The organism is Pseudomonas sp. SWRI68, from assembly GCF_014269165.1.
In the GTDB taxonomy this organism is placed as follows: domain Bacteria; phylum Pseudomonadota; class Gammaproteobacteria; order Pseudomonadales; family Pseudomonadaceae; genus Aquipseudomonas; species Aquipseudomonas capeferrum.
The window spans coordinates 92,174-104,116 of sequence record NZ_JABWRU010000018.1; the positions used below are offsets into that span (position 1 = coordinate 92,174).

The window sequence follows — 11,943 nt, forward strand, 5'->3', positions numbered from 1 at the left end:
AGCACGGCCTAACCGCCACGTGCCTGTGGTTCATTCGCGTGAATGTGTTGAGCCTCGGATGATCAGGTCGGCTTTGAAGTCGATACGTCGGGGTGCCGCGCTTTCACCGCGCAGGCGGTCGAGCAGGCAGTTGAAGGCGGCCACGCCGATTCGCTCAGTGGGCTGGGCCAATGCGGTGATGCCGCTACCGACCAAGGGGTACCAGTCCAGTTCGTCGAGGGCGATCAGGCCGACGTCCTCGAACAAGCTGCAACCCGAGTCGTGCAGGGCGCGGGTAACGGCCAGCGTGGCCACGCCGTTGCAGGTGAAGATGGCCTGCGGGCCATGGCCGCTGGCCGCAAGAAACGAAGCCAGGCCGGCTCCCAGGCCTGGGGTGACTTCCAGCACCTGGTGGCGCATCCCTGAACGCCGGCTGATGGACGCACCGAACGCCTGCACCCGCTCAACACGCGAGCTGGTGCCGTCGAGGGGTTCGGTGACTGCCAGAATGTCGCGATAGCCCTGCGCCTGCAGGTGGTCCAGGGCTTGTTCGACGGCATCGGCATTGTCCAGCCCGACCAGGTCGACCTTGAGTTCAGGTAATTGACGGTCGACAAGGACCATGGGGATTTCGCGCTGCAGGTTGAGCAGTTCGCCGGGATGATGGCCGAGGGTGTTCACGATCAACCCCTCGACGTTGTAAGACTGCAGGGCCACCAGGTGATGGCGCTCCTGCTCGTCGTCGCGGTTGGTGTTGCACACCACCAGGCTGTAGCCGTGCTGGCGGCAGGCGGTTTCGACGGCATGCATCACCGCCACCGAATAAGGGTTGAGGATGTCCGCCACCAACATGCCGATCAGCCGGGTCTGCCCGCGCTTCAGGCCCCTGGCCATCTGGTTGGGGCGATAGCCAAGGCGCTCGATGACCTCTGCCAGGCGCTTGGCGGTGGCCTCGGCCAGCAACTGGCGATCACCCCCGATGTAGCGCGAGACGGTGGCTTTGGATACGCCGGCGACACGGGCTACTTCGCTGATGGTCACCCGCTCACGGGTATTGGCAAGCATGTCGGTCATCGGTGTCCCTTGTGGTTATTGTCGGTGACGGTATGAAACCGGTTTCAATACATCAAAACCGGCGCATTTAGTCACCTACCGTTCGTCGGGATTTACCTTGACCAAAGCGCAAGGGCGCAGAGCGCCCCCTGAGGGTTAATGGGTTGTCACCTGCCCAAGGTCATCCCCCGACGTATGCTTCATGTCATCGGTCCGCAACTTGGCGACCTCGCCCGCCTTCACCGCCCCACCTTGGTTCCCCCAGCTGGTGCGTATGAAACTGACCACATCCGCCACTTCCTGGTCACTCAACCGCCAACCGAACGCCGGCATGGTCAAGTTCGACGGGGCCGTGTGTGTGGCAGGCACCGTGCCGCCGGCCAGTACCACATGGATCAGCGAGGTCGCATCGGCCGTCTGCAGCACCGGGTTGCCGGCCAACGCCGGGAATACCCGGGTATAGCCGTGCCCATCGGTACGGTGGCAGGCCGCGCAGTTGTCGATGTACACCGACGCGCCGGGCTTGCTGTCATCGCCGTTCCAAAGCGCTTGTGCGACCTGCTTGTCATACACATGCGGCTTGTCGTCAGGATTGCTCGCGGGCAACGTCTTGAGGTAACGGGCAATGGCGGTGAGGTCTGCGTCGCTCATGTACTGCATGCTGTGCTCGACCACATCGCTCATGCCGCCGAACACGGCGCTGCGCTCGCTTCGGCCAGTCTTGAGGAACTGCACCAGTTGCGCTTCGCTCCAGTTGCCCAGGCCATCCTTGTGGTCGCCGCGAAGGCTCTTGGCGATCCAGCCCTCAAGCGGGGCGCTACCTGCCAGAAACTGCTCGCCATCCTGCGGGCTCAGCGCCTTTTCCTGCATGGTCAAGGCGCGCGGGGTATGGCAGGCGCCGCAGTGGCCAAGCCCCTCGACCAGGTAGGCGCCGCGATTGACCACCGGGTCGGCAGCCGCCGAGGCCTGCCAGGCTTTAACTTCTGGGGCGAACAACCCGCGCCAGATCGCCAACGGCCAACGCATGCTCAACGGCCATGGAATATCCGTCGCCTTATTGGGCTGGGCAACCGGCTCGACGCCCTGCATGAAGTAGGCATACAGCGCACGCATGTCGTCATCGCTGACGCGCGCATACGAGGGGTACGGCATGGCGGGGTACAAGGTGCTGCCGTCCTTGCCAACGCCATGGCGCACGGCCTGGTCAAAGTCTTCAAAACTGTAATTGCCGATACCGCTGGCGTCAGCCGTGATATTGGTCGAGTACACTGTGCCGATGGGGGTTTCCATGGGCAGCCCGCCTGCGAACGGCTTGCCGCCTTTGGCCGTGTGGCAGGCCACGCAGTCACCTGCGCGCGCCAGGTATTCGCCCTGCTTGATCAGCGTATTGTCGGCATGAGCCGTCAGGCTTGCAGCGCACAGGGCCGTTGCGATCAACATTGTCTTCATGCTCATCGCTCCTCAAGCCTGAACCAGTGGGCCAGGGTTTTTCAGGTACTGCTCGCGGATCGCGCGGGCAGACCAATACGTCAGGGCCGCCACCAGCCCGGTCGGGTTGTAACCCAACCCCTGCGGGAACGCAGACGCCCCCGGGACGAAGACGTTGGGCACGTCCCAGCTCTGCAGGTAACGGTTCAGTGCGCTGGTCTTGGGGTCGGTGCCCATGATCGCGCCGCCGTTGAGGTGAGTGGTCTGGTAGCTGGCGGTGTTGAAGTGTTCCTTGACCTTTTTGCCCAGCACGGCAATGGACTTGGGGTTCATCGCCTGGGCGACCTTGCTGAGTTTGTCGACCATGAACTGGTTCATCTTGATGTCGTTTTCCTGCCAGTCGAAGGTCATGCGCAGCAACGGTTGGCCGAAGGCATCGCGGTAAGTTGGGTCCAGGTCCAGGTAGTTGCCCCGGTACGACTGGTGCGCGCCATGTGCGTCCATCGACACCTGGTGGGTGTAGTAGTCGGCGGTGGCCTTTTTCCAGGCGCTGCCCCAGGCGGGCGTGCCGGGCGGGTTGGCGATGCCGGCGATCGGGCGGCTGCCGGCCTGGTTCACCCACATGGGCGAGCCGCCGACGAAACCATATGGCCCGTGGTCGAAGTTATCTGCGTTGAAGTCATCGATCGCAATGCCGTTGCCACCGGCGCCGATGAAGTTGTTGGTGTAGGTGTCCTTGTCGAAGAACGCCTTGACCGTGCCCATGTTCTGGTAGGCGAAGTTGCGCCCGACCACGCCTTCGTTCTTGACCGGGTCGTACGGTTTGCCGATGCCCGATAGCAGCATCAGGCGCACGTTGTTGAACTGGAAGGCCGCGAGGATGACCAGGTCCGCCGGCTGCTCCACTTCCCGCCCTTGCGCGTCGATGTAGGTCACGCCGGTGGCGTTGCGTTTGCTGTCGTCCAGGTTCACCCGCAACACATGGGCGTTGGCGCGCAGCTCGAAATTCGGTACCTGGCGCAGCGCCGGCAGAATGTTCACGTTGGGCGAGGCCTTGGAGTACATGTAGCAGACGTAGCCACTGCAGAAACCGCAGAAATTGCACGGCCCCATCTGCGCCCCGTAGGGGTTGGTGTAGGGCCCGGAGGTATTGGCCGAAGGCAGGTTGTACGGTTTGTAGCCCAGGCTGGTCGCGGCCCTTTCAAACAGTTTTGCCGACACCACGTTCTTCTGTGCGGGCAGCGGGAACGGGCTGGAGCGATCAGCGGCATAGGGGTTGCCGCCCTTCCCCGCGCCGACCACCGTACCGTTGACGGTCCAGGCCTGGCCCGAGGTGCCGAAGACCTTCTCGGCAAAGTCGAAGTACGGCTCAAGCTCCTGATACGTGACGCCGAAGTCCTGAATGGTCATGTCTTCGGGGATGAACGCCTTGCCGTAGCGCTCTTCGTAGTGGCTGCGCATGCGCAGTTCGATCGGGTCTACCCGAAAATGCACACCAGACCAGTGCAGGCCCGCGCCACCTACGCCCTTGCCTGGCAAGAACGCGCCCAGCTGGCGGTTGGGCAACGCGACATCGTTGACGCTGTGGCGGATGGTGACGGTCTCTTTCGACACATCGACGAACAGCTTCTTGCGCACGCTGTAGGTGAGTTCATCGATCACCTGCGGGTAGCTGCCCTCGGGGTAGGTATCCTGCATCGGGCCACGTTCCAGAGCAACGACCTGCAGCCCTGCTTCGGTAAGCTCCTTGGCCATGATCGCGCCGGCCCAGCCGAAACCGACGATCACAGCATCAACTTTCTTCAACACATTCGCCATGGTTCAGGCCCTCTCGCCGCGGATGGACACCGCCGGAAACGGGTACGGCTCATTGCGCTCGACCCAGTCCATGAAGTCGGCCCGAGCACCGGGGAAACCGATCTGGGTCCAGCCCACCATGCCTTTGTTGCCACCGTGAACCGGGTCGCAGAAGAACCCTTCGCGGGTGTTCTGCACCAGCAAGCTGAAAAACAGCTTGGCCGGAAGCGCGTCGAAAACCAGCTCACCGGCTTCCACCTTGGCGAGAACACGGTCCTGGGTAGCGCTATCTTGCTCAGCAAAAACGTGTCCGGAGTTGGCTTTGCACCAGTCATCCACGGCGGCGATGCCCAGGCGATAGATCTGTTGCGGGCTGAGTTGCAACTGATAACCCAATTCTGGGGCGGCGTCGGCATTGAACGGCCCCTGCATGTACCACTGCGCGCCGGTTGCATACGGGGTATTCATCTGGCGGTCGATGAATTCGGCGGCGCCGGCCTCAAGCGCGCCAGGGCCAAGCTCATCGGCAGGGATGATACGGGCAACAGCGGCTTGCAGAAACGCCCACTCCTCGACGGTGAAAAAGGTGGGCTGGTAGTGCCCCGCCGGCGGCGTGGCAGGCACTTTGGGTGCGTGCTGCGGGGCCGCAAGCAACTGGCTGGCACCCACGCCCAACCCCGTGCTGGCCACGGTCACGACGGGTATCAGGGTCAAGGTCTTGCGCAGGAAGTTCCTGCGTGGGTTATCGGGGGCATGTTCAGGCATTACGAATCCTCATCGGCTTGGGGGCGGCCTCGAAAAGAACCGTCTGATGTTCAATGTGGGGGGGGGGATCTTGATAGGCCATCAAGAAGACAGCCGAATAATCTAACGCTTTCAGAAATGTTTTGAAACCGGTTTCATGCTTGACTTTTTGGCCACAGCTAAAGCCCAGCTGCGGGAATCCGTGGCTCGCCAAGGTTTTTCACACCCGGCACTTCAAAGCACCCACCGCCTTCTCTAGCCGCAACCAATAGTTTCCTAGCAAAGTAAAAAACGAAACTTCCTACAACTGTTTAGGACGCTCAATACTCTCCAGTGAACTGATTCCTCGTTAGTGTTCAGGCTCCAGCTAAATGCTTATGTCTGATCGCACGGGTGGCCCATACCCTTTGCAGACGCTGCCTGATTTTCGAGGGAATCCGCATGCCCAGCCAGTCCGACTTTTACTTCACCTTCCAGCCGCTGGCTGGTCAGAGTGAATTCGAAGTGGTTTCGTTCGAACTCAACGAAGCGATAAGTACACCCTACCAGCTGAACCTGGAGCTGATCAGCTTCGACGATGAAGTCGACTTCGGCCAACTGCTCGACAAACCTGTGCTGTTTACCATTTGGCGTGGGGAGCGCGCGCTGCGCTACGTGCACGGCCTGGTCAGCACCTTCAGCCAAGGCGACACAGGTTTTTGCCGCACACGTTATCGCGCCTTGGTCGAACCCATGCTGGCGCGCGCCGGCCTGCGCTCCAACTGGCGCATCTTCCAGCAGAAGACTGTGCCGCAAATACTTGAAATCATGCTTAAGCGCCAAGGCATCCTTCATTTTCAGCTGAACAGCAGCGGCGAGCATCAAGTACGCGAGTTCTGCGTGCAAGCCGGTGAAACCGATCTCGCTTTCATCGCCCGCCTGGCTGCCGAAGAAGGGTTCGTCTACCGCTTCGAGCACACGCCGAAGCAACACATGCTGCTCTTCACCGACCGCTTGCTGTGGCTGGGGCAGATCAGCCGTGGTGTCATCCAGCGCGACGACGATGAAGGCTTCGATGACGACGACATCGACCCCAACCAGGTGCTGTACCGTTCCAACCGGGGTGGGGACCAGGCCATGCCTTGCCTGCACCGGTTGCGCTACAGCGAGCAGGTGCGTACTGCGCGCCAGGTGCAACGGGATTACACCTTCACCAACCCGGCCTACCGGCAGGAGCATCGCGCAGAAGCCAGTGACCTGAAACATCAATCTACAGCGTACGAGTATTTCGACTACCCCGGCCGCTACAAGCGTGACGCTGTCGGCGTGCCCTTCACAGCCACCCGGATAACCGCTCTGCGCCATGATGCCCGCATTGCCGAAGTGGAAGGCGATGATGTGCGCCTGCAACCGGGGCTGAGTTTCACCCTGATCGAACACCCTCGGGACGACTTGAACGTGCACTGGCGTGTGATCAACTTGCACCATGAAGGTACCCAGTTCACCAGCCTGCAGGAGGAAGCCGCGGGCGCCCAGCAAGGTACTCGTTACTCGCAGGCCGCAGTGCTGGTGCCGGGCAGAGCCGAGTGGCGCCCGGCGCCGCTGGCCAAGCCGCGCATCGACGGCCCACATATGGCAACCGTCGTCGGCCCGCCTGGCGAGGAGATCTATTGCGATTCGTGGGGCCGGGTCAAGGTCAGCTTCCCCTGGGACCGGGAGAGCGAGAACAATGAATTCAGCTCCTGCTGGGTGCGGGTTTCGCAAGGCTGGGCCGGTGGTAGCTGGGGCTCGATGGCCATCCCGCGTATCGGCCAGGACGTGATCATCCAGTATGTCAACGCCGACCCGGACCAGCCGATGATCACCGGCCGTACCTACTGCGGCAATCAGCTTCCGCCCTACGACCTGCCCGAACACAAGACGCGCATGACCATCAAGAGCCAGACCCACAAGGGCGGTGGTTACAACGAGCTGCGCTTCGAAGACGAACTGGGCCGACAAGAAGTGTTCATCCACGCAGAACGGGACCAGAACAACGTTGTAAAGCACAACGAAACCACGCAGGTCGGCAACGATCGCGCCGAACGCGTGGAGCAAGACGAAACGATTTCGATTGGCCGGGACCGCCGGGAAGATGTCGCCCAAGACGAGTCACTCAGCATTGGCCAAAACCGCGTACACGAAATTGGCAATGACGACAGCCTTTCAATCGGCCGAACCCATACCATCGTCACAGGGCAGGACCGGATCGAAAAAGTTGGCAATCACCGCCAGGACTTCACCAAAGCCAACCACACGGTAGAGATCGGTGGCCACCTCGAACAAGTGGTGGCAGGTCATAACCTATTGCAAACCGGGGAAGCCATCCGGCACACCACCAAGGTGTACGACATACAGGTCAGCGAGAGCCTCACAATCAGAAGCCCGGGCGGGCTGCTGCGGATCGATGGGGCCGGTGTGACGTTGGATGGCGTGGCACTCGCGTTCAGAGGGCCGGTCAGCCAGCAGGCAGTGGGCAGCCAACGTACAACGTCGACCGCCGGTATACCGGAGCCCGGCGAGCCCATTTGCCTCAGCTGCATGCTGAAAGCGATCGCGGATGGCCACAACATGATCCGCATGGGGGGCACCCACTGATGCCGAGCCCTTTCGTCAGAGCACTGGTCGAGGTACTGAGAACCTCCGATCGGTATCGCCTGAGCGCCATTGTCGAAATGGCCGATCTTTCACCTCAAATTCGTGAAGAGCTGACCGAGTATTACTCGGGGCGCTGCTGGCCACTGTTGCAGCAAGCTCAATTCAGCAACTTGCGAGCAGTAGGGCCCTGGCTATTCGGTTCGCGCCCTGGTTCTGATGTCTCAGCCCAATACGACTTTCAATGGCAGCTCGAACAAGGCGCAGTGGGTGCGGTATGCGGCTGGATAGTCAGCGCGTTGCCACCTGGCCTGCTCGCCCGACACTTGAGCCAAGCCAACATCGTCACCGGTGCAGATGGCCAGGCGTACCTTATGCGCTACCACACCGCTGCAGCCCTTGGCGTGCTGGCTGCACACCGCCAGTTGCCTGGGGTCAGCGAGTGGTTGGCGCCTATCTATCACTGGTGGGCCCCCGTGGCGGACCCGCACAAAACACTGTGGTTGAAGATAGCCGGCGGCAACCAAGCGCCACCTGCACACATCACGCCCATCACGCTGGACGATAACTGCTGGGCTGCATTGGCGGGAGACCCACTGAGCTACCAACTTGCCGAGGTACTGAAGGGCGAGCAGTCCTGCCCCACCTTGGCCGCTGCTTGCCACGGCACACGGGTTGGCCTGATCCAGCACTACCTCGATCAGGCACGTGAGCAAGGCCTGGACCGTGAGGAGGACCTCATCACCTATGTACTGATGACGGCGTGCGACGGTGAACAGCTGAGCACATCACCGGCCTGGCAGGAAGCAATCGCTGCGACACGCGAGCAGCGGACCGCGCTTATCGACAACGTGCAGCAATACCTGCGCATCAAGGCCTGAGGCACACCCCCATGGACTCGCTCACCCAAACGCTCGAACTGTGCCGACGTGTTACAGCCGGCTACCGCCCAGCACTACGTAACAGCCCTGTCGCCGATTGCACACGCCGCTTCGAACTGCTGCCCCTGCGCTATGCCGCTGTCGGCGGCAACTCGGCACAGCGCGCCCGCTTGCCCAAGTTGCCAGGCTACCTCAGCCCCTTTCAGGATGTGGGTGAACTGACCCACTCCAGCTATGCCATCCGCCCGCTGCGCGAAGGCTTTCTCTACCTGCTGATCAAACGCTACAGCGCGCCGGCCTACGAATGGCACAGCCAGTACCGTGTAGCGCCCAATGGCTCACTGCTGTATATCAACGCCGACGCCCCTTGGGAGCCTGCCCCCAGCACAGGCAACCTGGACGACATCCTGAGCGCCTTCGGCTGGACCATCACCCTCTACGACCTGGACGACATCCAGGAACTGCGCCCGTTGTTCAGCCCCTCCCCGCTCACACCGCGCATGCTCGACAATTACCGCCTGCTGGAAGACGAGTATCGCAACAGCCTGCCCTCCATCGATATCGCCCGCTTCATCCAGCCTTCGGATGCACCGCCTCAGCCAAACGTACTCAAGCACGATCAACTGGGCTGGGTGGCTGACTTCAAGGCGCAAGACGATGCACAGCTGCAGGCGCTGCTGGACCTGCAGCCATTCAACAACGACCAGATCGTATCGCCGCATGCCTCACGGCAAGCCCTGGCGCCGCTTATGCATCAAACCAAACCCCGTGGCGCCGCCATCGTGATCGAAGACGCCATCGGCATCACTCAGGAGCTCAATGCCTGGCGCAACGCAGCCGTCGACGAGGTGAAGACGACATGGCTGCAGCGCACCGTGGAACCTGGCGTGGACAACGAGCGCAAATTGCTGGTCGCGCAATCGTTCCTGGAAATAGAAAAGCTCTACCCGCAGATGGTGGCTGAGCAGATCGTCAAGCGTCAGGTCATGGCTGAGACCATCCGCAACCAGCCAGCCACGCCCGTGGAGTTCTATGCGTTTTCCGAACGCGCAAGGCAACAGGCCGACGCGCATGACGAACAGATGAAACCTCATCTCGCGCAGTTCGAGCGCGAAGTCCGCGCCAAGGTCCAGACCCGTCAGGATGCTGGCGAATTCAGCAAGAAGTTCGACGAGAAATACGGCCATCTGGTCGACCGCCAGGCCATGCACGATCAGCTCGAAGGCTTCGAGCAGGCGATGCAGCAGGCCCAGCAGGCTGCACAGGACCGCGCCAAGGACCATGCCCACTGGGTGACAAGCGAGCGTTTGCTACAAACGCTGGACCGCTACGACAACGCCGACCTGATCAATGGCTTGGCCTTTGCCGAACAGACCGGCCAGTGCGTGATCGGCATGGAGCTCAGCGAACTGGGCACGGCCATCCTTGACCACTGGTGGCGCAGCGATGTGGCGGACCGCTGCAACCTGGCGATGCGCGGCATCACCTATAACCAGGACGACATCCGGGAAGCGCTAGCAGCGTTGCAGGAAGCGGCCAAGGCCGAACCGCCGGCAGAGACATCGTTCGTGTTGCGTGAAGCGCTCGCCCGCCAAGCGCACATTGCGGCGAATGCCTTCGGGCGTATCAATACCCTGTATGAAGAGCTACAGAGCAGGAACAGCACTGCCAGCATCGGTTTGCATGCCTGGTACGTCGCGCTGGGACGGCAGGTGCTGCGTACCGGGTCACCAAACAGCATGGACCGCGCCCTGCACCATGGGCTGCGCCTGACATTGTTTGCATCGGTGCATGAAACGGCTGTCGACATTCGCCTGGGCGACGCTGCTCGCAGTGGGCAACCACTGAATGCACAGCGCAGCGGTGCTCAGGTTGCACGCTATCTGGATCAGGCCTGGGCTGAAGGGCTGATGCAGGCCAACAGCAGTGATTTCTACAAAGTGCGTGTCTCCGGGTTGGTTTGCCTACTGGAAGGGATGCTGATGGCATTCAAGGCGCGAGAGCTGCCCGACAGTGATGCGCGGGTGAAGACCGAGATTCTGGCAGCGGCCATGACCACGGCTGCGGCCGGGTTTGAAGTTGGCGCTAGTTATGTGGATCAGGTGGTGGTGAGGTATGGCGCGAATAGCGTGACCGGGAGAGGCGCTGCGGCGACGTTGGGGAGATTGAAGCTTTGGGGGGCTGGGTTGGCTGGGATAGGAGGGCTGGTATTGGCGTGGTGGGATTTTGCGGATGCATCTGAGCATTTCAAGAATAGTCTGGATGGACCTATCGGACAGAGCAAAAAAAACTCCAAGCTCTTGGCTATTACCTATTTTGTACGAGCGGCGGCGACTATCACACTCACACTGGCTGAATTGGGAACAGCCGTCGCAATTGCCAAACCACTTTTTGACCATTTATCCCGTAACGCTAGGACTAAGTTTGTAAGGATGCTGGCCTCTGCCGCCGGATCACTCGCCAAATCACTAGGAACGCAAACCGCCCGCCTAGTACTTGCCCGCTTAGTTTTAGGTGCCTTCTGGGCAGGCCTAGCCCTAACGATATTGATTTATTTGTTTGAAGACGACAGCTTGGAAAAGTGGTGCAAGCGCAGTAGCTTTCGCATTGGAAGAAGCTCAAATGCCTATGAAGAACAGGAAGAATTAATAGCATTGCATTCAGCGTTCAGGGAGGTTTCATAATGTATTTGATCGAATGGGGATTTTGGCGAATGGCAACCCAGTCTGAATCTGCACGCGACGCGCTCGAAGCAGAGATGACTCCTGCGGAAAAACGTGCTGATCAAGATTTTTACCAGCGTGACTTAGAAGAAGAGATGCATTTCCAATCCGTAAGCGAAACGCCTCATACTAGAGGTCCCGTTTTCGCTTTTAACGAGACATTTCTGGAAATTCGCTGCGGAGGGTCTGAAGAAAAACGTGGTCTTATCACGCTCGCGACTCTTGGAGGGATTGCGCCGATCATCGTTATGTCTGCAATCATGACCATTGGCTTTATATGGATGGACATAACCGATCACGAAAGCCGCTCATTAATCACGATACTCACCACACTTATAATGTTATTTATCTCGGCCACTATATTTTACTTGTATTCGAAATATGGCATACATCTAACCCGACTGGAAATGCTGACCAGCCGCCATCTGCTCATTCGCTTCAACCGAATAACACAACAGGTCCACCTGCATAGACCAAGCTATTGCGGCGGCATCGTAACATTTCCCTGGAAAACCACCGGAAGTACAGGACTCTACCCAGAGGATGACTCGCTCAGCGTGGGAATGAGACTTGGCCTGATCTGGCATCCCAGCCGCACCAGCCTTCCCCACATTGAAATCGCCCTACTCGGCAAACAAGGCCAGGGCGGCAGTGAACTCCGTGATGAATGGGAATTCATCCGCCGCTACATGGAAGAAGGCCCGCACGCCGTCCCCCGCCCCCGC

Annotated in this window: 8 protein-coding genes; 4 read left to right on the forward strand and 4 right to left on the reverse strand. The window is 60.3% G+C overall.

The window, feature by feature from the left end; translation table 11 throughout:
• Nucleotides 1–30 precede the first annotated feature (30 nt).
• The 4 genes from HU770_RS21540 to HU770_RS21555 form a co-directional block, all read right to left on the reverse strand.
• Nucleotides 31–1,053, reverse strand: coding sequence for a LacI family DNA-binding transcriptional regulator (locus HU770_RS21540; RefSeq protein WP_186665442.1), 1,023 nt, complete (start codon nucleotides 1,051–1,053; stop codon nucleotides 31–33).
• A 135-nt stretch (nucleotides 1,054–1,188) separates the two neighbouring features.
• The gene (locus HU770_RS21545; protein ID WP_186665444.1) at nucleotides 1,189–2,481 is read right to left on the reverse strand and encodes a cytochrome c; all 1,293 of its coding nucleotides are present in this window, start codon (nucleotides 2,479–2,481) and stop codon (nucleotides 1,189–1,191) included.
• 12 nt (nucleotides 2,482–2,493) lie between these two features.
• On the reverse strand, nucleotides 2,494–4,278 hold the full coding sequence (locus HU770_RS21550) for a GMC family oxidoreductase (RefSeq protein ID WP_186653491.1): 1,785 nt from the start codon (nucleotides 4,276–4,278) through the stop codon (nucleotides 2,494–2,496).
• Between the two features lie 3 nt (nucleotides 4,279–4,281).
• A complete protein-coding gene (locus HU770_RS21555; protein WP_186665446.1) occupies nucleotides 4,282–5,022 on the reverse strand; it encodes a gluconate 2-dehydrogenase subunit 3 family protein in 741 nt (246 codons plus the stop codon).
• 420 nt (nucleotides 5,023–5,442) lie between these two features.
• Here HU770_RS21555 and tssI point away from each other — a divergent pair, with 420 nt between their 5' ends.
• From tssI to HU770_RS21575, 4 genes are all read left to right on the forward strand, one after another.
• Nucleotides 5,443–7,617 carry a type VI secretion system tip protein TssI/VgrG gene (gene tssI / locus HU770_RS21560; protein ID WP_186665454.1) on the forward strand — a complete coding sequence of 725 codons (2,175 nt, stop codon included), beginning with the start codon at nucleotides 5,443–5,445 and terminating at the stop codon, nucleotides 7,615–7,617.
• Nucleotides 7,617–8,495: a DUF4123 domain-containing protein gene (locus HU770_RS21565; RefSeq protein WP_186665456.1), complete on the forward strand. Its 879-nt coding sequence runs from the start codon at nucleotides 7,617–7,619 to the stop codon at nucleotides 8,493–8,495. Before tssI ends, HU770_RS21565 begins: the two co-directional genes overlap by 1 nt.
• 11 nt (nucleotides 8,496–8,506) lie before the next feature.
• A complete protein-coding gene (locus HU770_RS21570; protein WP_186665458.1) occupies nucleotides 8,507–11,179 on the forward strand; it encodes a T6SS effector BTH_I2691 family protein in 2,673 nt (890 codons plus the stop codon).
• Nucleotides 11,179–11,943: hypothetical protein (locus HU770_RS21575; protein ID WP_186665460.1), on the forward strand; the 765-nt coding region annotated here is incomplete at its 3' end. The genes HU770_RS21570 and HU770_RS21575, both read left to right, overlap by 1 nt.

What these genes read in the sequence shown, in the direction of transcription:
- HU770_RS21555 (WP_186665446.1), bottom strand. Translation starts at nt 5,022, where the DNA reads ATGCCTGAACATGCCCCCGATAACCCACGCAGGAACTTCCTGCGCAAG.
- HU770_RS21550 (WP_186653491.1), bottom strand. Translation starts at nt 4,278, where the DNA reads ATGGCGAATGTGTTGAAGAAAGTTGATGCTGTGATCGTCGGTTTCGGC.
- HU770_RS21540 (WP_186665442.1), bottom strand. Translation starts at nt 1,053, where the DNA reads ATGACCGACATGCTTGCCAATACCCGTGAGCGGGTGACCATCAGCGAA.
- HU770_RS21565 (WP_186665456.1), top strand. Translation starts at nt 7,617, where the DNA reads ATGCCGAGCCCTTTCGTCAGAGCACTGGTCGAGGTACTGAGAACCTCC.
- HU770_RS21570 (WP_186665458.1), top strand. Translation starts at nt 8,507, where the DNA reads ATGGACTCGCTCACCCAAACGCTCGAACTGTGCCGACGTGTTACAGCC.
- HU770_RS21545 (WP_186665444.1), bottom strand. Translation starts at nt 2,481, where the DNA reads ATGAAGACAATGTTGATCGCAACGGCCCTGTGCGCTGCAAGCCTGACG.
- tssI (WP_186665454.1), top strand. Translation starts at nt 5,443, where the DNA reads ATGCCCAGCCAGTCCGACTTTTACTTCACCTTCCAGCCGCTGGCTGGT.